The organism is Pseudomonas sp. TH06 (genome assembly GCF_016651305.1).
GTDB lineage: Bacteria > Pseudomonadota > Gammaproteobacteria > Pseudomonadales > Pseudomonadaceae > Aquipseudomonas.
In genome coordinates this window covers 4,385,481-4,408,249 of sequence record NZ_JAEKEC010000001.1, presented here as the reverse complement: position 1 = coordinate 4,408,249, position 22,769 = coordinate 4,385,481, and the positions used below count along the sequence as shown (strand labels likewise).

Below are 22,769 nucleotides of genomic sequence, written 5' to 3'. Positions count from 1 at the left end.
CCCTACAGTTCACAGGGCGCGCCGTCCTCGTCGAAGTAGTAGATGTTTTCATGCTTGTAACCCCACTGACCACCGTGCAAACGGATATGCGGTTCGAACGTGAAACAGGACACCTCACCCAGTTGCCGGTGATTACCCGATTCGATGTAGAGCCTTTGCTCCCGTCGCTCGCAGATGCTGTGACCGACGTTGCCAAGGAAATCCAGATTCTCGAAACCGATATCGAGAACCGCCTCGTTCGCCCACTCATACAATTCGTTAAACGTGGTTTCAGGACGAACAAATTGCAGCATGTGCGCATGCAAGCGTTGTTGCACCGCGTATCCGCCAGTGAACGCCTCACCTACTGGCACCGTTCGACACACCCCATCTTCAACGTAAAACGAACGAGCGCAATCGCCCCAGATCTCGCCTGATCGCGGGCTGAGATCGACGGTTACCAGGTTATGTAAGCCGGCCTTCTCTTCACTGGGCTGATAGTCGCGGCCCGACACTGAAAGCAGGCTACGCGACCCCAAAAGTACGAAGGCCGGGCAATCGTAGTACCAGGTTTGCGGGTACCCCGCGTGCGCCAGCCGGTCGGCGGCGAACTTTGCGATAGAGGCTTCCGAAGAGCCTGGGGTGATGTGATCAACGAGTTGGGCGAGAACGGATTTCGCCGCTGCCTGGACGGGTCGATTGCGTGGCGCGGGCATGAACGGAAGCTCCTTTTATGGCCGGTTCGATTAAAGCTGATTGAGTATCCGCAGTTACTTTCCTCCCAGCCGTCGGCCAGCGTTTATTGGCTGACACAGCGTACTCGCTCACTCAAGCACTGCTTTCAGGCTCTGATCTCTGCCAAGTAATTTTTGAGCTTTTCGTACTCGTCAAAAGTCAGTTCATAAGTGACGAGGATTTTCTGTCCCGGCAGTGGTTTAAGCGCCAGTAGTCTGTGCAAAAACTGCCACGCCCACACCAACAAAATCAGAAACACCACGTAGACAAGAAGATAAATACTGAAGACAAATATAAGCTGCGAACCATCACTAAAATCCAAAAGCGAAGAAAGATAGATCAACGTATTGGTACCAACTATAAACAACAGCATAAAAATCCATAACAGAAAGTTCCGCACACCAACTGACAGCTTCATACTTTTCATTTTCGGTACCTGAGTAGCTAAACGTATAAAAATTCAAAAAAAATGCTGAGCGAGCGCCTGAATCAAATGCCTGTCGTCACGTAATACCAACCCCCACCCATCTCGGTGACGCTGGCTTTTTCTGCCGCGTCAGGCTGGTATTTGGTGAGCGGTGAATAGACATAAGATGCGTAACATAGAAAGCACGAAAGATCGATTTGTGCGAACGACACACTGCCTTGCGCGGACTGAACGCTGAGCCTTACAGGAGCAATTTTTGCCTTTTTCGCCGCCTCCCTGGCTTTTGCAAACAGCGCTGTTCCTGATCCATTAAACGGTGTTTTCTCGTCACCGACTCCACAAGTCGAGGCGGTCGAGTTGGCATACTCCGCCGACTCGACACGTACACTCTCACACCAGTCCTGGTCCTGATAATAAGAGATTCCATAGCCGTGAAACGTCGTAACCAGAGCATCTAACCGAGGCACCATTTCGGGCTTCGTTGAATCTGCCATTGCGTAGATAACCAGCACAATCAAAGCCAGTATTGCGGCGATACCCAACACTAACTTAATCAAAACCGAGACCAGATATTGAATCGTGCAGAGTAGAACATGGGCTGTCGATTTAATGAAACGCATCATGACGACTTAAATACTCCGGCCAGCGAAAACAGCACGCAATTCGGTAGTTTCACCGGCGTGACTTCTTTCATCTCGTGGAGGTTCGGGGATCGCGGGGACAAGCATACTTCCGTATTCACTCTTCAATCATCCTTGTTCGTCCCGGGAGAATCCTGTCCCGGGAGTGCGGCGCAGAGGATACACGATTCGCTCAGTCCCTTTTACACGTCAACCACGCGCCCCAGAACAGACTGCTGAAAAACCGCGTCGCCTCGCCAAACCCCGCCTCACGCAACAGCGCTTGAACCGCCGCTTCGGAATGCGGCGGATCCGCACCCTGCAGAATTTTGCCAAGCTTGGCACTCACCTCCTCCGCACTGGCACCCTGCTGCCGCCAGCGTTGACCCCACGCCGCCAGCAACAACGGTTGGCTGGCGTAGGCGTAATGATTGCCCGCCACAATCATCGGAGCGCCGGGTTTGAGACGAGCCTGAATGGAACGCAGGATTGCCAGTTTTGGCTCGTCGCCATTCAGGTGATGCAGCACACCGATCAACGTTGCCGCGTCGAACAACTGATCCGCCGGCAAGTCGTCGACCAGCCCAAGGTGCAGCTCCGTTCTGTGCTGCAAGGCATGGGCCTGCAACTGCTGCGTCGCAGCATCGAGCATCGGCGCGGAAGGATCCACCGCCATGAAATGCCAGTCCGGCTCCAGCGACGCCATCGCGATGATTTCCTGCGCCGTACCGCCAGCGCCGACCACCAACACGTTTGCCGAGGGCGAGTGACCGAGGCTGGCAGCCAACATGCACGCCGCCAGATCGTGGCAAGCGTCATAACCGGCCAGGGCAATGCGGCTTTGTCTGGCGTATTCGTTGGCGCGGGAAGCGTCGAATTTATCGGCGGATGTGGGAGCGGATGCGTTCAATGGGCGATTCTCCTTGTCTTTGCAGCAAGGTACGCCGGGGGATCGGATAAGAAAAATGCATTGATTTTATGCGGTGCATTCCCGTGAGGAATGTGAGCCATCCACACACCATTGCAAACGAACCCGACACCCGACTTCAGGAAAGCAGTCCATCCCGATGAATTCCCCGACTCCTTGATGTGACCAAGTAGCCCCTCTCGTTCAGTGGCGATCAACAAGCTTTTCGCCACTGAACACCGCCTCCGCCATCGGTCGGAAGTCGTCACCGGATGAGTGACTGCAAAACTCTACTCCGCCAACCGTAACCGCCACTGGCTTCGATGGGATAAGCCTGCCTGCAAGGCAAACGCTGCTATCACCGTAGCGGGCGCGGAAAAGCTGCTTAGGCTGCCGCCGCAAAACATCAACGCCAGCCCCAAAGCGGTGGCGCCAAACCACGCCGTCAAGCCCACCGGGTTAAACGCAAGCACCCGTTCGAGCGCTGCCACGTCACTGCGTCCGTAGAGAATGTGCGCCAACGCCACACCCACCCAGGCCACCACGAAAATCCCCTGATAGGCCAGCGCCTTGAGGATGTAGGCAAACACGTCCGCGAGCATCAAGCCGTAGACGATCACCCCCACCGCCACTGCCCAAATCAGGTACGAACCGCGAAGGCCAAATCGACCGAAGAATGCCTGCATGTTCAGGGTCGCCAAGTAATAGTTGGCGGTGTTGATCCGGGTTTGCGTGGCCCAGACAAACAGCAAGCCCCACAGGCCCATCAACTGCAAAATCGCCATCACCACCGAGACTTCGTTCAGTGCGCCTTCGTGGGGAATGCTGTTGACCAGGTAAATGCCCGCCGCGCCGTTGAGCAGAAACGTCACCGCGTAGAACGGCATGCCGAAGTTCCAGCGACCGTGGTACTCGGCGTCTTCGGGTTTGCCGAAACGCGCATAGTCGAAGGTGAACAGCATCAACACCCAGACGCCCATGTAGGCGACAAAACAATCCCACCAGCCGAATGCAGTGGGCGTTGCCGGGCCAAAATCCAGCCATTGCGGCTGGTAGCCATACCGGCTGATCGATAGCCCCACTGCCACCAGCAAACCACCGAGGTACACCGGCAGCAAAACACCGTTGAGCTTGTCCAGCCAGTGCTGCACGCTGCCGAGGATCATCGGCACGCTGTAGAGCACCACCACCAGTGCCGCCAGCGGATAGATCAGTTCCGGGTACAGGTGATTGAGCGCGACGGCGATCACCGAGCCTTCGAACACCGCGTAATAAATCGCGGTCGAGAAGAAAATCAATGTCGCCAGACACGCCCCGGTGCTGCCGAACAACAGCCGTGAAAACAACGCCACCGATAAACCGCTGCGAATCGCAAAGCGGCTGAGGACGCTGTTGACCAGTCCATAACTGATCACCGACAGCACCATGCCGATCAGCGCATTGCGCGCACCGAACGACAACGCCAATGAAGCACCCACCACGATGTAAAACATCGCACTGCACACCGCCCACCAGGCCATGGTCAGCGACAGTCGCCCCATGCGCGCATCAGTGGGCACAGGATGATGCGCCGGGTCTTGCCCGGTTTGACTCGATTGCGATAAAGCAGCCATATGCGTGAACTCCAGAACCAGTCAAAGGTTGAAGCGCGGGCAGCCGTCACCGCACCGAAGTGCGGCGTTGGCGTACCGTTTGGCATGGCCCGCGCTAGACGGCGGGCAGAATCAGGAAGGGAACAGCTTGCTCAGGCAGCTGAGTTTTTTCTTATAGGAACGTCGCGCTTCCAGCGCCTCTTCGAGGGTTACCGCGACAAAGCGGGCCTTCTGGTTGGGTTGCATCTGGCCGATCAAATCAAGGTCGGCGCTGATCACCGTGCCAATCATCGCGTAGCCGCCACCGGACACCGCATCACGGTGCAGCACGATAGGTTCGAGCCCGGCGGGCACCTGGATCGAGCCGATCGGGTAGCAACTGTCGACGATGTTCGACGGATCGGAACCGGCGCCGAACGGCTGCTCCCGGGGCTGGAAGCCCAGCGCGCTGCCGCCCTTGAAGCGATAACCGATGCGGTCGGCTTCCGAACCGACCGTCCACGGCTCGGCGAAAAAGCTCTTCGCCGCCGACTCGCTCAAGCGGTGGTAGTACAAACCCGGCACCACCCGCAGGGTGATTTCGCCACCCAATGATTGCCGCAACGCCATGGGCAAACTGGCCCCGGCACGGCTCTTGCCACTGGCGATACCCACCGGCAATTGGTCGCCTGCAACCAGACGCCGCCCGTGAAAACCGCCGAGCGCACCCAACGCATAAGTGGAGCGGCTGCCGAGCACCAACGGCACATCAATACCGCCGGCCACCGCCACATAAGCGCGAGCGCCCGCCTTGGGAAAGTCAAAGCGCAGCACCTGCCCGGCCTTCACGCTGAACGCGGTGTCATGGTGCATTTCCACGCCATCGACCCGAGGCGTCATGTGCGCGCCGCTGACCGCCACCAATGCATCCTGTAGAAACTCCAGCTCCGGCCCGAGCAGCGTGCATTCCAGCGCCGCTGCGCCGGCCGGGTTGCCGACCAATTGATTGGCCGCGCTCAATGCGTATTGATCAAGCGCGCCGGACGGCGGAATGCCCAAGTGGTAATACCCTTCGCGGCCAAGGTCTTGTACCGAAGTGGCGAGGCCGGGTTTGAGGACCTTGATCATGCCAACACCTCCTGCAACGACTTGGGATAGCCAACGGGATCGGCGAGGAAAGCGTCCAGTGAAAACTCCACCGGCCGAATCCGCAGATCAAAGCTACCGGCATCCACTTCAGCGACCGCGCGGTCGTAGGCTTCACGGTCCATCGGTTTGAACTGCACGATGTCGCCGGGACGGAAAAACACCATGTGTTCTTTCAGGTACGCGAGGTGCTGTTGCGGGTCGTAGATCGGCGCGGGCGTCACGCCAAACATCTGATAACCGCCGGCGCCACGTACGGAGTAAATGCAGCCAAAGCAACCGCCGTGACCAAGGGTCAATTTCGGTGTGTCGGTGCGCGGACGCAGGTACTTGGGCACCTGCAACTGCCGCTCGCGCTCGACCATCTGGAACATGAATGGCAACCCGGCAACGAAGCCGACCATCGAGACAAACCACGGCGCGCCACTGTGGGCCGCGATGAATGCATCGACGTCGGCCAGACCGTTGATTCGTGCAGCGTATTCCAGATCGGTGGCATTCGGATCTTGATGGCGATCGCGAAAACGCATCAGGGTTTCGTGGGTCCAGGGGTCGTTGTAGAGCACGGGAATCTCGATGATCCGCGTCTGCAACGTGCGCTCGGCGACGGCCCCGGCTTCGGCGGCCTTAACCGCGTCGAGCAAGGTGTGAGGGGCAATGCGGTCCGGGTCAAAACGAATCTGGAACGACGCGTTGGCCAGGCAGATATCGAGCACGCCATCCAGCGCCAGCCGTTCTACGGCGCGGGTTACCGCCAGACCTTTGAAGAACGCGTCCAGCGACATGCTGTCGCTGACTTCGGCAAACAAATGCTCGTCGGCGCCAAAACTGTAGCGGATAGGAGTGCTCATGCGTCACCTCCGCTGCGGCGCTCGGCCAGCCAGTTTTCCAGGGTGCCGGTATGGAAATCGGCGCTGTGCAGCCACGGCTGTTCAAGCAATTCACCGTGTAAGGCCAAGGTATTGGCCATGCCGGTGAGTGTAGTTTGCGCCACAGCCGTTCGTGCCCGGGCCAGGGCTTCGCCGCGATCCGCACCGTGGACAATCAGTTTGGCCAACAGCGAGTCATAGTACGGCGGCACGCGGTAGCCTTGGTACAGATGAGTGTCGACGCGAATGCCCTCACCCTGCGGCCAGATCAGTGCCTCGACCAATCCCGGACTCGGAAAGAAATCCCGCGCCGGGTCTTCGGCATTCAGGCGCATTTGCAGGGCCGCGCCGTGGAGCCTGATGTCGCTTTGCTTGAAGCCCAGCGGTTCACCGCCAGCGATGCGCAACATGGCCTGGACCAGATCGATGCCGGTGATCAGCTCGCTGACCGGGTGCTCCACCTGAATCCGCGTGTTCATCTCGATAAAGAAGAACTCGCCAGTCGCATCGTCATACAGATATTCAAGGGTGCCGGCGCCCTTGTAACCCAAGGATTCGGTCAGGCGCACAGCACTTTCGCAGAGGGTTTGCCGTTGCTGTTGGCTGAGGACTGGCGACGGTGCTTCTTCGAAGATTTTCTGCCGGCGCCGTTGCAGCGAACACTCGCGCTCGAACAAATGCACGGCATGCTGACCGTCGCCCAACACCTGCACTTCAATATGCCGGGCCCGGCTGATAAAGCGCTCCAGATACACCGCGCCATTGCCGAACGCCGCTTGGGCTTCGCGCTGGGAACGGGGGAATTCTTCACGCAATTGCTCGGCGTTTTCCGCCAGCCGAATACCGCGCCCGCCACCACCGGCCGAAGCTTTGATCAACAGCGGGAAGCCAACGGATTCGGCTGCCTTGAGCGCCGCTTCGACGTCGAACAGCTCACCCGGCGAACCCGGCACCACCGGCACCCCAGCGGCTTGCGCCGTGCGTCGTGCCTCGGCTTTATCGCCCATGCGCCGGATCGTCTCTGCGCTCGGACCGACGAAAATCGCGCCGGCAGCCTCCACCGCTTTGGCAAAATCGGCGTTCTCCGACAGAAAGCCGTAACCGGGATGCACTGCGTTGGCCCCCGTGGCTTTCAAGGCGCCGAGCAAGGCTTCGACATTCAGGTAACTTTTGTCAGCACGGGCCGGGCCGAGAATGTGCACCTCATCGGCCAAGAACGCCGCCAGGGAATCGACGTCCGCCTCACTGCATGCGGCAACGGTAGGAATGCCCAGTCCTTTGGCTGCACGGATAATCCGTACGGCGATCTCGCCACGGTTGGCGATAAGCAATTTTTTAATGGCGTTGGTCATGATCGCGCCCTTACTCGTGGTCGAGTGTTGCGACGACTTGACCCGGCTCCACCGGATCACCGTCTTCTACCAAAAAGGCACTGAGGCGACCGGCCGTCCCGGCGGTCAGTTCGGAGAACTGCTTCATGACCTCGATCAGGCCAATCACCGTGTCGGCGCTGACCTGCGCGCCGACCTCGACGAAATTCGCCGATTCCGGTGTGGCTTTACGGTAGAAGGTCCCCGGCAACGGGGTAATTACAGTGTGTTCGGCCATGTCTGTTCCTCTTGGAATAGTTGTAGAAAGGCAGGCAAAAATGAATCCGTGTGCGAACCCCGGCGTCTGTGTGCCGGGTGTTCTCGTTGGGTCTCAGCGGGGGGCGCGCACGTCGATCCCGGCGCTGTCGAGCGCCCGGCGCGTGGCTTCGACCAACGCCAGCGCGCCCGGCGTGTCGCTGTGCAAACAGATGGAATCGAATTCAATCGCGAGGTCTTCGCCCTCGACGGTGCGCACCACGCCTTGCTGGCAAGCACGCAGCACTCGCTCGGCGACGTGGGCAGGGTCGTAAGCCCGCACGTTGCGGGTGAAGACGATGGAGCCGCTGAGATCGTATTCACGGTCGGCGTAGAACTCGCGGATCACCGGTTGACCGAGTTCCGTGGCAACCCGCCAGATCACCGAACCGGGCATGCAATACAGCAACAACTCAGGTTCCAGACGCTGCAGGTTCTCCACCAGCAAACGAGCGGCCTCTTCGTCTCGGGCCAGGTGCATGTAGAGCGCGCCGTGGGGTTTGATGTGTTGTAGCGCCACGTCTTGAACCCGGGCGAGTTCACGCAAGGCGCCCAACTGATAGAGCATGTCGTCGACCAGTTCCTGGGCCGGCGCATTGATGTGCCGACGGCCAAAACCTACCAGATCGCGAAACCCCGGATGCGCGCCGATGGCCACGCCCAGGCGCTTGGCCTGTTCAACGGTGCGACGCATGGTGCTCGGGTCGCCAGCATGAAAACCGGTGGCGATGTTGGCCGAACTGATAAAGCCCATCAGCTCATCGTCGACACCATCGCCGATGGTCCAGGGGCCAAAACCTTCGCCCATGTCCGAGTTGAAATCTACTGCCTGCATGACACTTGCTCCCGACGCTTGTGACTTCATGCAAGCAAACTTAGATTTCTGTTTACCCCTTGGGAAGATCTATTATCAGATAGGCCTTCTTCTGAAAAACAGATAGCCCTAAAAAATCCAAACCTCGTTATCCGGAGTGTTCATGTCGCTGACCTTGCGCCAAGTCCGTTATTTCGTCGCCACCGCCGAGATCGGGCAAATCTCTCAAGCCGCGATTCATTTGAATATTTCCCAGTCGGCGGTGACCACGGCGATCAAGGAGCTGGAAGGCATCCTCGGCACGCTGTTGTTCCAGCGCTCGGCCCAAGGCATGAGCCTCACCGACGCCGGGCGGCACTTTTTGAATCGGGCCTACGTGATTTTGCGCAGCGTCGACGACGCGTTGAACAGCCCGTTACCGGACATCCGTGCCAGCGGTGTTTTGCGCCTGGCGGCGAGCTACACGGTGATCGGTTACTTCCTGCCGCACCACCTGCAACGGCTTGAACACTGGCATCCGGACGTGACCATCGAAGTCCACGAACAAGAACGTGCAGCTATCGAGCAAGGGCTGCTGGAAGGTCGATTCGACATGGCCGTGGTGCTCACCGCGAACCTCACCCACCCGGACATCGTCTCGGAAATCCTCTTCAACTCCGAGCGCCGGTTATGGCTGCCCAGCCGCCATCCCCTGTGCGAGCGCTCGGCAGTCAGCCTCGCCGACGTAGCCAACGAACCCTACATTCTGCTGACCGTGGACGAAGCCGAACAAAGTGCAATGCGCTACTGGGAACACGCGCGACAGCAGCCAAACGTGCGCGTGCGCACTAGCTCAGTCGAAGCGGTGCGCAGCATGGTCGCCAATGGCAGCGGCGTGGCAATCCTCTCGGACCTGGTACACCGCCCCTGGTCACTGGAAGGCAAACGCATCGAAACCCTGACAGTCACCGACAAAGTGACGCCCATGAGCGTCGGACTGGCGTGGCATCGCGAGCGCGAATTCAGCCCGGCGATGCAGGCGTTTCGTAACTATTTCCACGATGCTTTTTTAGCGCCGCAGCAGTTGTCTGCGCGACGCTGAAAAGCGAAAACCCTGCCTTCTTTTTTTAAATTTACGATGAGTACGAAAAAGCCATCATCCTTAAAAAGTTGGTGAAAGAAGTATTTCGCCACCAATTTCTCTACAAACCTTGTTTGTTGCAGAACGCTATTCAACACTAAACAGACGTCCCGTACGCAAGGAAGCTCTCATTTAAATCGAACGTAAACTTATGCTAGTGGTCCATTTGGCAACCTTCCCGCCTTGTGCATTGATTGATAAATCCACAAAAATACTGGCGGACTCAATAAACCGCTTATAAATACAGAATCCCACGTATTTCGTCCATCCCGAGCCTCATCGATCGTATCCCGCTCCTTAATAAGCATTTTTTCTAATTCTACCAAGGACACTGGATTTTCCTCGAGAGATCTTATAACCAAGCTTGGCTTAAGTATCAACTTGCCCCAAAGAGTGCCCAAATATCCAATAATACCTGTTTTCAAGACAACTTCTCGGACATGAAAAGAAATTGCCGAGTAGTTGCGATGCGCAGAATCAACCGCAAGCCTTATTGTTATTCTCGGGACAGGACCCAACTCCTCGAAATGCGCTTCAATTAAGCGCTCAGACAAACACTCATCAAAATATGGATGAAGAATTCTCTCACCTCCACGGCCAACTAACGTTTCGCTTCGAAGAGAATTACACGCGCACGCCTGAACAAGGTTTTGAGAAAAAACTGAAAACTCAGGATAAGTATTTTTAGGCAATATATGATCCAAAGTTCCGCTTAGCATGGACCCACACATCGGGCACCCGAGATATCTACTCTTAGCCCTCATCTGCTTTATGTACTGCAAGTCTTTAGGCGGAGTGGAATAATGCCCTTTTAGAAAAGCCCCTGCAGCAGCAGAAATCCTCACTGGAAAAACAACAAAGGCATTACCTTCAGCGGCGACATATTGCTTGTAGTTGGCGCGAATATAACTTAACGAAGATTTAAGCAAAGGATAACTTTTCGCACGAACATTATTTGAAAGCGCCTCAATAGCCGAATCATCATCATATGCAGGTCGCATTATTTTATTCAACTTAATCAACCTCCAAAGCGCGACGCAACGAACTCAAAACCTCAAGAGAAAGCTTATTTTTATAATCACCATATAAATCCTCCCAACTATCGTAAATCTCAAGCAATCGCCTTTCAACTCTTAAGGCAAGATTCGAAGGTTCATCTTCATTAAAAACAAAATATGATATCGCCCCAACGTCTGCACCAAATGTCTGCAGCGCAGTTACCGGTGTCTCGACAAAACCGTTACTATTGACTCGCAATACGGTAACCTGCTCCGGAAACACCTCCCTAACAAAATAAACAGAGTGCGTCGCTATGATAGCGGCTGATCCAGTCAACTCGAGCAATCGGTCAAGGAGATCTACAAATTTGCTTATAAAGTTTGGATGCAAATGTGTCTCTGGCTCATCAAGCAATAAAAGCGATCCATTCTCAACATATAAGCTAGCTTGAGCAGCAAACCTCAAAAAAGAGATCTCGCCACTACTTAATGGATATCCCTTACCACCAACAACTCTAACTGGATCTTTACTAAAATTTATTGATGCGTAGAGATTCAGAGCACGTTCTTCACCAAGAACTTTCAGATCTTCGAGCCTTATAAACCCTTCACCGCCAGCCTTAGATTGAACGCATATTTCTTGCCACCGGCTAATGGCCTCTAGAGACTCCACAAACAAATCCCATCTCGATAACTCGCCGAGATACTCCACGGATCGGGAAACTTGAACAATTAAATCTGAAACACGCCCTCTTGTTTTTTGGGATGCCCCCCCTCTGTTAAGAGCGAATCTTTTGTACCAAACCTTTGAGCGCTTACGTCGATCACTTGGAAACACTGACCCGGCTTCGTTCGTAGGGGCGAATGCCAGTATCCTGTTGAATATTGGCCTTTGATGGGAGTCGGCATCGGTTAACGCCTTATCCCCAGTTATTGCAGCATTCACTATTCTGCCGAGTGTTTGACTTTTACCGACACCATTTTCACCGATTATTACTGCAATGCGCTTAGGAAGTTCCTCATCATGACCAAATCTAAATAGCATTTCATGTGAATTTATTTTCCCTGGCAACTGAAAAACAATCGCCAAACTACTTGACATATTACGAAACTTCTCAAAAGCCAACCCTCGAAGAATTGACCCCGCATTATTGAATGCATAAAAAGATTCTGTATTCCTCACAAAAGACTTAAGAAAAACATCAGACTCAAGTGCAAGTCCAAGCCAATTACCTGGCGTCTTGAACTCCCCCAAAGCAACTAAATCGTTCATTGATTTCAATATACGAACTGCGCTATCGACGCCAAACTCTCTCGACAATTTCCGATAAGAATCCATATCTGGCAACATTGTAAAAAAACCATGCCCTACCGTAGCCGGAAGGACATAAATATTTGCACCGCCCAACAAATCATTTAGCCTATCTACACCATTTAAATCTTTTGAGGAATTAGTGAGAAAACCAATATACCCCCCTACAACCAAATCACCATGCTCTTTTAAATGGACATGTATATCAATTTTAGTTCTAAATCCAAAATCATTCCACCTGTCCGAACTCGGAGATATATAAATAATGTCCTCCGCCAACAACTCAGGCTGAAACAGCTCTGTAGAAAACACAACTTGGATGTTTTGGTTTTGCTCATTAAGTCCCTGCTTCATCCTACCTCCCTCCCTCACTCAATCATCCATATCTTTAGATACAACCAATCCCGAACCACTTTGACACTTCCATTAAAACCCAAGAGCAAACTAAAAAAATAACGCCACAAAAATAAATTTCACTTTACAAAAAACAAAGCCAGAGTACATAACAGCCCTCTAAAAAATTCTCATTTGAGCGCTTAGACTTTTCAAAAATCGAGCTACCCTTTGTGCGATTTTCTCCTCCATTTAAAGGCAGCGATCGGAGTTAGATTTACTCAGCAAGACGAAATAATGGCATTTAGCCAGAAAACAGTAAAATTAAATTTTGGTTGACACGATGTCCAATGCCGTTGGCCGTATACATAGCTTCTATTTGTTAATGCATGAGATGGTCAGCCTGCCGAAATGATCGTAGCTTTGCCGAGACCAGATGAATCATGACTCCCCATGAAAACCGCCATCATCTCCGACACCCACGGCCTCCTCCGCCCCGAAGCCCTCGCCTGCCTTCAGGGCGTCGACCTCATCATCCACGCCGGCGATATCGGCAGCGCTGAAATCCTCGACCAACTAGCCGCAATTGCGCCGCTCCACGCCGTACGCGGCAACAACGACCTCGACCTCCCCTGGGCCGCCACCCTCCCCGACCATCTAACCTTCGACCTCAACGGCTGGCAAACCCTGCTGACCCACGACATCGCCGACGTCCCCAGCGACCTCGACCCCGCCATCAAGCTCATCATCACCGGCCACTCGCACAAGCCCTTGATCGAATGGCGTGGTGACCGTTTGTATCTCAACCCTGGCAGTGCCGGGCGCCGTCGTTTCAAACTGCCGGTCACGCTGGCCTTGCTCGACGTCACTCCAGACGCCTTGCAACCCGAGCTAATCCACCTCCTGCCCTGAAACTTTTCCTCGACCCGCGCCTTGATCACCTAACCTCATAGACTGTGTGATCAATTCGGGTCCGTCTTTTCCATGCGCAACACATTGAACTCGCTGTTTTTTATCGCACTCATCCTGCTCGTTTCGGGCGGTTCTTCATCGCTGTGGGCGGCGGATCTGCCGGCGTCTTCCGAGACCGCTGCCGCGCCGCTGCCGGTAATCAGTCAAAGTGACTTGCAGGCGCTGCAACTGCGCCTCGATGGGCTCAAGCAGCAGATTTCCTCGGCGAACAATTACAACCAGCTCGAAGGGCCGCAGGATCGGGTGCAGGCGTTCATTCTGGATGTCGATCGGTTGTCGGCGTCGTTGTTGCCGCAGCAGGCGCAGCTGGCGGTGCAGTTGGGGGTGTTGGGGGCGGCGCCGGATACGGGGGTGGCGTCGGAGCAGGCGGATATCATCGCGCAGCGGGCGTCGCTGGCCGAGCAGAAGAACAAGGTCGATGCGACGCTGAAAAATCTGGCGGCGTTGAAGCAGAGTGCGGCGGATCTGATCACGCAGATTGCCGGGATTCGGCGCACGTTGCTGGAGAGTGAACTGACGCTGGGCACGGGCACGGTGTTGAGTCCGGATTTCTGGTCGCCGTTGGTCAATCCTCGCGATGACGATCGGCAGCGTTTGCGTTTTTTTGTCGGTCAGGTGGGCGATACGTGGGCCACGGTCTGGGCGCCGGGGCAGCGGTTTTATACCAGTGTGCTGGTGTTGCTGGCGCTGCTGATCTGGACATTCGGGCGCCGGCTGGCCGAGCGTGGGCTGACGTGGCTGTGTATTCATCGCATGCCGGAGGGGCGTGTGCGGCGCAGTTCGTTGGCGTTCGCCTCGGCGCTGGCGACCATCGTCACCACGGGGATTGCCCTGCAGATTCTGTTTTACGCCTGCACCCGTCACGCGCCTTTGCCGCCGGTGCTGGAGACGTTTTCCGAGGAGTTTGCCAAGGTTGTCTATGCCTGCGTGCTGATCACCGGACTGAGCCGCGCGCTGCTGTCGACTCAGCATCCGTCGTGGCGGTTGCCGGCGATTGCCGATCCGGTGGCGCAGGCGTTGAAGCCCTATCCGCGCATTCTTTCCTGCACGTTATTAGTGCTGGTGACGTTGGTGCAGGTCAGCAACGCCACTGGCATGAGCAGCCAGATCGTGATCGCCGGACGGGGCGTGATTGCGATCGTGGTGATGGTCATCGTCGTGACGATGCTACTGCGCGTCAGCAAAGTGCGCAGAGGGCTGATCGCGGCCAATGATCCGCAGGCAACGGGCAACACGTTTGCCGGGGTGATCTACACCGCCGTCAGTCTGGCGATGTTTGTCTCTGGAGTTGCCCTGCTCACCGGATATGTCTCGTTGGCACGCTTCATCACCTATGAAGTGGTGTGGGCGTACATCGTGTTGTCGGGTTTTTACTTGCTGATTCAGGTCATCAAGGACGCTTGCGAGTACGTGTTTTCGCCCAAGCATTCAAGCGGCAAGGCGCTCAAGCAGTTGCTGGGAATCAGTGATCGACGGCTGGATCAGATTTCGATTCTGCTGTCAGGAGTGAGCCGCGCCGGGCTGTTGCTGCTGGCGATCATCGCGCTGTTTGTCGGCGGCATCGGCACCACGCTCGGACAGTTGGTCCACAACATCATGGCAATCCTCGGCGGTGCTGGATTGCGCAAGCTGAACATCGTGCCCGGGCATTTGCTCAACGCCGCTTTGGCGCTGTTGATCGGCATCTATCTGATCCGTGCGTTGCGCCATTGGCTTGATAACGAATTCCTGCCCAAGACCGATATGGACCCGGGCATGTGCGCATCGTTGAGCACACTGTTCTCCAATATCGGTTATGCGCTGGTGATCCTGCTGACGCTGTCGTCGCTGGGGGTGCAGTGGACCAATCTGGCGTGGATCGTCAGTGCGCTGTCAGTGGGGATCGGCTTCGGTTTGCAGGAGATCGTGAAGAACTTCGTTTCGGGTCTGATCCTGCTGACCGAGCGCCCTGTCAAGGTGGGGGATCTGATCAGCATCAGTGGGGTTGAGGGCGATATTCGCCGGATCAATGTGCGTGCCACGGAGATTCAGTTGAGCGACCGATCAATAGTGATCGTGCCGAATTCGCAGTTGATTTCGCAGAACTTGCGCAACGTAACGCTGGGCGGCAGCGCTCAGGGGGTGGCGTCGCTGGAGCTGATGTTTCCGCTGGACATCGATCCCGAGCAAGTCAAGGAACTGTTGCTGAACACCTACCGGGAGAACGAAAGCATCCTCGACAAACCGGCGGCGTTCGTGCGCTTCAGCAAATTGTCGCCGGATGGGATCACACTGACGATCACCGGGTATGTGGGCAGTCCGAGGATCGTCGGGGTGACCAAGAGTGATCTGTTGTTCGAGATTCTCAAGCGTCTGGGGGCGGCGGGGATTGAGTTGGCCAAGCCTCCGGCAAGCGCCTGACTTGTCTCACCGTCACCCCTTTGGAGCTGCGGCACGCTGCGATCTTTTGATTTTAAAAGAATGGATCAAAAGATCGCAGCGTGCCGCAGCTCCTACAGGGATTTGCCATAAATGGATTTATACCCATACACCGAATAACCAATTTCATTTATAGATCATTGCTCTCTAGCCTCTCGCCATCTTCCCCTTCCCGAGAGAGGCTCACATGCCCTTTGTCATTTACATCTTCACCCTAAGCGCCTTCGCCTTAGGACTGGCCGAGTTCGTGCCGATTGGTTTGACCGACGTCATGGCCCGCAGCCTCGGCGTCGACGTCGAAGCCACGGGAGCGACCATCACCGCGTATGCCTTGGGCGCCACGCTGTCAGCGCCGCTGTTCAGTGCATTGACCGCTCGTTGGTCACGCAAGAACGTGATGCTCGCCACGGCGCTGGTGTTTAGCGTCGGTAGCCTGGCGGCGGCGTTTTCGACGACGTTGACGCTGATGCTGGTCGCGCGGTTTATCGCTGGCATGGGGCATGGTCTGTTTCTGGCAGTGGCTTCGAGTACGGCGGCGCGGTTGGCCGGTCCCGGGCGCGCCGGTAGTGCGGTGGCGGTGGTGTTTGGTGGCTTTACTTTGGCCATGGCTATTGGCGTGCCGATCAGCACGTATCTCGGCGGCGTGATGTCGTGGCGTCTGGTGTTGGCGGCGATTGCGGTGTTCGGTGCGATTGGCTTCTTCGGTTTGCTCTTCGGTATGCGTGATCCGCTGCCGACGGCCGCCGACAGCGGCTCGGCGTTGCACAGTCTCAAGGCGTTGCTCAACGGCAAGCTGCTGGCCGGTGCACTGGTGACGGTATTGGGTTATGCCGGCTCCTTCGTCGCCTACACCTACATCGCACCGGTGCTCACCGAGGTGACCGGCACTACCGCCGCCACGGTCGGCGTGTTCATGTTGTTGTATGGCGTGATGGCGGCTATCGGCAATGTGCTCGGCGGCAAACTGACGGATGCCTGGGGTGTCGACCGCGCCAGTGCTGCGTTGATCGCCGGCATTGTGGTGGTGACGGCGGGCATGTGGGCATTCTCCGGTTCAGCGTTGATGATGGGCGTGCTGGTCGCCCTGCTGGGTATGTTCAGTTTTGCCGCAGTGCCGGCACTGCAAGCACGTTTGATCGGGGTTGCCGAACGTCATGCACCGCACGCACATGGGGTCGCGGCAGGTTTGAATATTGCCGGATTCAATTCCGGGATCGCGCTGGGATCAGTGCTGGGCGCCGTCACGATCAGTGAGGTTGGCCTGAGCTTCGTCGGGCTCACCGGCGCAGCGGTTTCGGCGTTGGGCTTGTTGCTGGTATTGAGTCAGATGTCAGCAACTCCACGCTATCGGGCGGCTGAGACTCTGTAAGCCCTCAGCGCACGGAACGCCGCCATGGCGTTCCGTTCCGGCAGGCACAGTGGTAAAAGCAACCTTCACCCTTTGGGCGCCGGAGCACCATGAGCCACCTCACCCACCTGCGAACGTTCCTCGAAGCCTACCGCGCCAAGTCGTTTTCCAAGGCTGCGGAACACTTGGGCATCACTCAACCGGCGGCATCGATGCATATTCAGGCGGTCGAAGCGCTGGTCGGCAAACCGCTGTTCCGGCGCTTGCCACGTGGTGTTGAACCGACTGAAGCGGCGGATGAACTGGCGCGTTCCGTGGCGCCGTTTCTCGATGGGCTGGAAAGCAAGATCGCCTCGCTACGCCCGGGCCTGATCAAGGGTGGCACGGTGCATCTGGTCGGTCCTCCGGACTTTTTCCACGCACAAGTCGCCGCCCGCCTCGCGCCGTTGCTGGACGAAGGTTTCACCTTGCGCTTTCACACCGGCACCAAAACGCGCATTTACGAGATGCTAGAAGCCACACAGATCGATTTCGCGATCACCGCGTCCATGCCCGACGAGCACTCTCACGGCTACGCGCATCTGCTCACCGAGCGCATGTTGCTGGTGTACGCGCCGAGTCTGCTCGAACGCCTCGGACAACAGCCCGGCGAAGAACAACTCAGGCAGGTGCCGCTGATTGCCTTTGACGAAGATCTGGCGCTGGTACGGCCCTTGTGGACGACGATGTTTCAGGTCGCGCCACAGTTGCAGGCAGCGCTGACTATTCCTGATCTGCGGATCATCAAGGACCTGGTGCTCGGCGGCCACGGCTGGAGCGTCCTGCCGGATTATCAGTGCGCCGACGCCATCGCTGACGGTCGACTGATTTCGCCAACGTTGCCGAGCGAAGCGCCGGTCAACGCGCTGTATCTGGTGTGGCGCAAAAGCGTGATCAAGAGCCCCAGCCTGTTGTACGTGCGCGACTTCCTGCTCAACGCATTCCGCTGATTTCTGGCCGGCGCATGAAACTTCAGGTGCGCCCGTCTCGTTTGGTAAAGCAGAAATTCGAAGTAGAACTAATCACCACCACTTCATCGAGTCGCATATTCCACAAATAGAGTTCCAGTCTACTTTTTAGTCTTTTATCGCTATTAATCTGCGCCCTTATACTTGCCAACTACTGTCAACAATAAGGAAGTTCCATGCCTCAACGTCTATTACTGGCGGCACTGTTTGTGGCGGTCGCCGGTTGTGCCAGCCCTCCTCCTGTTTCCGTGCATACCAAAGATCCCGCCAGCTCGACCTTGCAGGGAGACGCAACGCGCCCGGCGCAGGCGCAATGGACGCGTACCGAGTTGTACTTTTCGGTGGGCTCGCTGGATGGCAAGGAAGGCGCGGTCAGCCCGGCGCGCTGGCGTGAGTTTCTCGACAAGGAAGTCACGTCGCGGTTTCCCGATGGCTTTACTGTTCTCGATGCGTATGGCCAGTGGAAAGATCATGGGGCGAAAGAGCCTGAGCGGCTGAGCACCAAGGTCATCGTGATTCTGCATGAGGACAGTGCGAAGAATGAGGGGAGTATCGAGGCGATTCGCCTGGCGTATAAACGTATTACCGGGGATCTTTCGGTGTTGCGCTTGTCGCAGCCGGCGCAGGTGTCGTTCTAGTCCGCAGTCTGCTCGAGAGCCTGCCGAGGCGTCGACGCCACGCGGCTCAACCCGGTCAAAAGCACCGCCCCCACCAGCAACACCGCAATCCCCAGAAACGCGCCCCACCCGACTACCGTCACGCTTGAATAAAGCATGTACAGACACAAGCCGAAAAACAGCAATGGCAACAACGGATACAACGGCACCTTCACCGGCCGTGGCACCTCGGGAAACCGCCGACGCAGAATGATCAGCGCCACACTGCTCAGGCTTAAAAACAGCCAGTACACCGGCGTCAGGTACTCGACCATGGTGTTGAACCCGCTCAGGGTGAAGCTGCCAAACAGCACCAACAGCAACGCCACCGCACCTTCCGCGAGCAGCGCTTTACGCGGTACACCGTGACGGTCATCCCAGTCACCGAAGCTGCGCAACTGCGGCACATCGCGAGCCGCGGCGTAAGTGGTGCGGGCACCGACCAGCAGGGTCGAGTTGATGGTCGCGATGGCAGCGATGCCGACCATCAGCAGAATCAGCATCACCCCGGGCGCGCCGAATGCGCGATTCAACAGTTCGACCGCCGGCGCATTGCTGGCCGCCAGTCCGGCGAACCCCAGGCCCCGGACAAACGCCCAGTTGAGTGCCAGATAAATCACCATCAACACGGTCAACGCACCCAGCATGGCGATGAAAATCCCGCGCCGACCGTCCCGCACTTCTGCCGACAATGTCGCGGCATCGCTCCAGCCACCGAACGCCAGGAAGACAAAAATCATCGCCGCCGAAAACCCGGCCATGCCGGTGTTTTCCGCCACTGCCGACACGCTCGGCGCGGGTGGCTCGATACCTTGCGAGGCGAGAAAAACACCCGCACTGGCAATGCTCAAGAAGCCCAACGCCAATAGCCCCACAAGCAATGTCTGGGTAATAAAGCCGATGTGTTTGCCAGTGAGATTGAGCAACACCAACGCAGCAATTACCGCCCCGGCAAACAGCCCCGAGCCGTACTGCCCGAGCGGCACCACGGCATTGACGTAATCGGCAAACATGAACGCCGACAAGGCGATCCACCCCGTGTGCATCACCGAAAAACGCGACCAGGCGAACAGAAACCCCATGCGTTCGCCATAAGCCATGCGCAGAAAGTGATAGTCGCCTCCCGGGTGCGGAAACGCCGTGGCCATCTCGGCAAAACACAGCGCGCCGATCATCGAAGCAACGCCGCCGAGCACCCACACCAGGTAGAAATGCTCCGGCCCGACGTTGAGCGCCACGGTCGGCGCGGTTTTCAGGATGTCGGTGGTGATCACCATGCCCAGCGTGATCAACAGCGCCTGAAACACCGGCAGATGCCGACCCGGTCCCTGCCCCGACTCAGAAGCCATAAGTGGCGCGGGCGTAGTAGTAGGCGCCGTTGGTACCGATCGGCGAAAGCACGTCATACGGCAGGTTGCCGCCGTAATTGATCGCCGAACCGGAGCGCTCCGGGTAGTTGTCGGTGAGGTTATTGCCGCCCACGGCGAGGTTAAATTTCGGCGTGAATTTGTAGGTCACCTCGGCATCCAGTTGCCAGACCGCGCCATAGGTCTGTTCCGGTTGCGAGTCGCCGAAATCGAACACCCGCGTGGTCTCGCCCTGACGGGTCAAGCGCCCCAGCAGGCCCCAATGTTCACTCGCCCAGTTCGCGGAAAAGATGAAGCGGTCCTTCGGCGCGGCGTCGGTCAGGGTGTTGGTTTCCTCGACGCCGACCAGCGCGTCATTGCCGATCCCCAGCGCGGTCAGCTGTGACGGCGTGCCTTTGGTGCTGGTGACTTTGGTGTGGTTGTAGGTGTACGCGGTGGTCAGGCCCAGTTGCCCTTCATAGAACGGCTGGTGGTAGTTGAGCACCAGTTCGGCGCCGTGGGTGCTGGTGTCGGCGGCGTTGGTGAAGAAGTTGACGTCGTGCACGCCGGCCACGCCGTAATTGTCGTTGATGAAGGCTTCCAGGGCATCGCTGCCGATGCGCTGCGACAGGGTGATGCGGTCTTTGACGTCGATACGGAACACGTCCAGCGATGCGTCGAAGCGATCGTTCAACTGGAAGGTCAGCCCGAGGCTGAAGTTCTTCGAGGTTTCCGGATCGAGCTTTTCGGCGCCGAGTGCGCGGGCGATCGGGTCGTTGACCGAGAGCACGCGAATGTCGGTGAGCGTGCCGCCATCGCCGAAGTTACTGGTGGTGTTCTGGAAACCGCTTTGCGCCAGCGACGGCGCGCGGAAGTTGTTCGACACCGCGCCGCGCAATGCCCATTGCTCGGTGAGTTTGTAGCGGCCGCTGAGTTTGCCGGTGAGTTTGCTGCCGGCGTCGTCGTAATGTTCCCAGCGAGTGGCGGCGTCGACGAAGAAGTTATCGGTAAGATCGCCAGACAATTCGGCGTAGCTGCCGAAGACGTTGCGATCCAGATCCGACTCTTCGCTCGGGCGCAGGCCGTTGGCGCCGTCGGCCCCGGAACCGATGTAAGAGGCTTGATCACCGGCGTAGGTCAGGTAGTTTTCGTAGCGGTATTCACCGCCGAGCGCCAGCACAAACGAGCGCTCGCCGAGGCGCAGTTCGCGGCTGAAATCGAGGTTGCCGGTGGTCTGGCGCAGCTCGTAATCACCGGTGTCGAACTCGGTGGGCGAGTCTTCGCCGAGGCTGACATTGAGGGTGCGCCGGGTTGACGATTCGAAGCGGTTGCGACCGTGGGTGACGCTGCTGTCGAAGTCCCAGTCGTCGCCAATCATGCCTTTGAAACCGGCGGTGGCGGAGACGTCCTTGTTGTCGCCCAATGACTGCGGCAAGTAACCGTTGGGATAGAACTGCGGTTGTTCGTACGGGTAGCGATAGAACTCTGCGCCCGTGGTGTGGCGCTGGTTGTAGGTGCCGAAGCTGTAAGCCTTGCCGTCCGCCAGCGGCAGTTCGCTGTTGAACCATAGATTGACGTCGCGGGCGAGGCCGTCACCCATCACGTAGTTGCGCTGACCCGGTGTGTCGGCGAAACCGTCGAAGCCTGCGCGGTTGGTCGGATTGCGATCCTTGTACTCGGTGCCGCCACGAATGAAACCGCCCTCTTCGCCGAGACGCGTGCCGATCTTGGCGGTGGTCACGCTGTTCTGGCCGTCGGTGGTGGTCTTGTCGATGGCGTCCTGATGGGTGTGATAGGCGCCGTAGCTGGTGGACACTTCGCCGCCCTCGGGAGCGTCGTCGAGGATGATGTTGATCACCCCGGCGATGGCGTCGGAACCGTACTGCGCACCCGCGCCGTCACGCAGCACTTCGATGCGTTTGATCGCGCTGATGGGGATTGAGTTGAAATCCACCGGGGCGGTGCCGCGACCGATCTTCGACGAGTCGTTGACCACTGCCGACGTATGCCGGCGCTTGCCGTTGACCAGCACCAGCACTTGATCCGGGCTCATGCCGCGCAGTTGTGCGGCGCGGATATGGTCGGCACCGCCGGAATTGGACTGGCGCGGCAGACTGAACGACGGCAGCAACGTCTGCAACGCTGCGCCCAGTTCACCGTCAGCGGCGCCAGCGGTTTTCAGGTCTTCGGCGGTCAGCACATCCACAGGAACCGGCGAGTCGAGCACGGTGCGCGACGTGCCGCGGGTGCCAGTGACCAGAACAGTGCCGAGTCGGGACTCGTTTTCGGCGCTGGCAGATGTCTCTTCGGCCTGTGCAGGAAGTTGCCAGATCGCACTCACAACAGCAGCGGCCACTAATGAACGGGAACGGTAATGCATGTAACAGCTCCTTGAATCGCAGTTAATACCCGGCCGTCACCGACAAAAGAAAGTCGGCAATCAATGCACGGCAATGTCTGCTGTAGTTTTAGAAATCAGGAAGGCAGCGAAGGCTGTTGAAACGTTAAATACGTGGTAGCGCGTAGTATCCCCAGATTGGATGGTTACCCCTTGAAGCCCGATGCT

At 57.2% G+C, this 22,769-nt stretch carries 20 protein-coding genes; 6 read left to right on the top strand and 14 right to left on the bottom strand.

The features are described from left to right. Positions 1–2 precede the first annotated feature (2 nt). The 10 genes from JFT86_RS19715 to JFT86_RS19670 all read right to left on the bottom strand — a co-directional run bounded on the left by JFT86_RS19715 (position 3) and on the right by JFT86_RS19670 (position 8,714). Positions 3–695, bottom strand: a complete 693-nt coding sequence (locus tag JFT86_RS19715; RefSeq protein WP_201232687.1) for a M24 family metallopeptidase — start codon at positions 693–695, stop codon at positions 3–5. Positions 696–820: 125 nt separating this feature from the next. Next, entirely contained in the window at positions 821–1,141 is a 321-nt protein-coding gene (locus JFT86_RS19710; protein WP_201232688.1) for a hypothetical protein, read from the bottom strand. 62 nt (positions 1,142–1,203) lie between these two features. Next, positions 1,204–1,764, bottom strand: coding sequence for a hypothetical protein (locus JFT86_RS19705; RefSeq protein WP_201232689.1), 561 nt, complete (start codon positions 1,762–1,764; stop codon positions 1,204–1,206). Positions 1,765–1,954: 190 nt separating this feature from the next. Continuing rightward, positions 1,955–2,671, bottom strand: a complete 717-nt coding sequence (locus JFT86_RS19700) for a class I SAM-dependent methyltransferase (RefSeq protein ID WP_201238000.1) — start codon at positions 2,669–2,671, stop codon at positions 1,955–1,957. Positions 2,672–2,958: 287 nt separating this feature from the next. Next, complete coding sequence (locus JFT86_RS19695) at positions 2,959–4,281, bottom strand: allantoin permease (RefSeq protein WP_201232691.1); 1,323 nt, start codon at positions 4,279–4,281, stop codon at positions 2,959–2,961. Positions 4,282–4,392: 111 nt separating this feature from the next. Continuing rightward, a complete protein-coding gene (locus JFT86_RS19690; RefSeq protein WP_201232692.1) occupies positions 4,393–5,367 on the bottom strand; it encodes a biotin-dependent carboxyltransferase family protein in 975 nt (324 codons plus the stop codon). After that, positions 5,364–6,236 carry an allophanate hydrolase subunit 1 gene (locus JFT86_RS19685; protein ID WP_201232693.1) on the bottom strand — a complete coding sequence of 291 codons (873 nt, stop codon included), beginning with the start codon at positions 6,234–6,236 and terminating at the stop codon, positions 5,364–5,366. The genes JFT86_RS19690 and JFT86_RS19685 overlap by 4 nt, the downstream gene beginning before the upstream one ends. Further along, positions 6,233–7,606 carry an acetyl-CoA carboxylase biotin carboxylase subunit gene (locus tag JFT86_RS19680; RefSeq protein WP_201232694.1) on the bottom strand — a complete coding sequence of 458 codons (1,374 nt, stop codon included), beginning with the start codon at positions 7,604–7,606 and terminating at the stop codon, positions 6,233–6,235. Before JFT86_RS19680 ends, JFT86_RS19685 begins: the two co-directional genes overlap by 4 nt. A 10-nt stretch (positions 7,607–7,616) precedes the next feature. Continuing rightward, positions 7,617–7,862 (bottom strand): acetyl-CoA carboxylase, encoded by a 246-nt coding sequence (locus JFT86_RS19675; protein ID WP_201232695.1) that lies wholly within the window; start codon positions 7,860–7,862, stop codon positions 7,617–7,619. A 93-nt stretch (positions 7,863–7,955) separates the two neighbouring features. Further along, positions 7,956–8,714, bottom strand: coding sequence for a 5-oxoprolinase subunit PxpA (locus JFT86_RS19670; protein ID WP_201237999.1), 759 nt, complete (start codon positions 8,712–8,714; stop codon positions 7,956–7,958). A 142-nt stretch (positions 8,715–8,856) separates the two neighbouring features. Between JFT86_RS19670 and JFT86_RS19665 the strand changes: the two genes are divergently transcribed. After that, positions 8,857–9,774: a LysR family transcriptional regulator gene (locus tag JFT86_RS19665; protein ID WP_201232696.1), complete on the top strand. Its 918-nt coding sequence runs from the start codon at positions 8,857–8,859 to the stop codon at positions 9,772–9,774. 188 nt (positions 9,775–9,962) lie between these two features. Here JFT86_RS19665 and JFT86_RS19660 read toward each other — a convergent pair whose 3' ends face one another. Both JFT86_RS19660 and JFT86_RS19655 read right to left on the bottom strand, forming a co-directional pair. After that, positions 9,963–10,826, bottom strand: a complete 864-nt coding sequence (locus tag JFT86_RS19660; RefSeq protein WP_201232697.1) for an HNH endonuclease — start codon at positions 10,824–10,826, stop codon at positions 9,963–9,965. A 1-nt stretch (position 10,827) separates the two neighbouring features. After that, on the bottom strand, positions 10,828–12,477 hold the full coding sequence (locus JFT86_RS19655) for an AAA family ATPase (RefSeq protein ID WP_201237998.1): 1,650 nt from the start codon (positions 12,475–12,477) through the stop codon (positions 10,828–10,830). A gap of 432 nt (positions 12,478–12,909) precedes the next feature. Here JFT86_RS19655 and JFT86_RS19650 point away from each other — a divergent pair, with 432 nt between their 5' ends. The 5 genes from JFT86_RS19650 to JFT86_RS19630 all read left to right on the top strand — a co-directional run bounded on the left by JFT86_RS19650 (position 12,910) and on the right by JFT86_RS19630 (position 18,839). Further along, positions 12,910–13,368, top strand: a complete 459-nt coding sequence (locus JFT86_RS19650) for a metallophosphoesterase family protein (RefSeq protein WP_201232700.1) — start codon at positions 12,910–12,912, stop codon at positions 13,366–13,368. A gap of 72 nt (positions 13,369–13,440) precedes the next feature. Further along, complete coding sequence (locus JFT86_RS19645) at positions 13,441–15,828, top strand: DUF3772 domain-containing protein (protein WP_201237997.1); 2,388 nt, start codon at positions 13,441–13,443, stop codon at positions 15,826–15,828. Positions 15,829–16,033: 205 nt separating this feature from the next. After that, positions 16,034–17,215, top strand: coding sequence for an MFS transporter (locus JFT86_RS19640; RefSeq protein ID WP_201232702.1), 1,182 nt, complete (start codon positions 16,034–16,036; stop codon positions 17,213–17,215). Between the two features lie 89 nt (positions 17,216–17,304). Beyond that, on the top strand, positions 17,305–18,183 hold the full coding sequence (locus JFT86_RS19635) for a LysR family transcriptional regulator (RefSeq protein WP_201232703.1): 879 nt from the start codon (positions 17,305–17,307) through the stop codon (positions 18,181–18,183). Between the two features lie 194 nt (positions 18,184–18,377). Continuing rightward, positions 18,378–18,839: a DUF3574 domain-containing protein gene (locus tag JFT86_RS19630; protein ID WP_201237996.1), complete on the top strand. Its 462-nt coding sequence runs from the start codon at positions 18,378–18,380 to the stop codon at positions 18,837–18,839. Here JFT86_RS19630 and JFT86_RS19625 read toward each other — a convergent pair. Both JFT86_RS19625 and JFT86_RS19620 read right to left on the bottom strand, forming a co-directional pair. Continuing rightward, the gene (locus JFT86_RS19625) at positions 18,836–20,206 is read right to left on the bottom strand and encodes an APC family permease (protein WP_201237995.1); all 1,371 of its coding nucleotides are present in this window, start codon (positions 20,204–20,206) and stop codon (positions 18,836–18,838) included. The two genes, JFT86_RS19630 and JFT86_RS19625, sit on opposite strands and share 4 nt — an antisense overlap. Further along, positions 20,196–22,583: a TonB-dependent receptor gene (locus tag JFT86_RS19620; RefSeq protein ID WP_201237994.1), complete on the bottom strand. Its 2,388-nt coding sequence runs from the start codon at positions 22,581–22,583 to the stop codon at positions 20,196–20,198. The genes JFT86_RS19625 and JFT86_RS19620 overlap by 11 nt, the downstream gene beginning before the upstream one ends. Between the last annotated feature and the right edge of the window lie 186 nt (positions 22,584–22,769).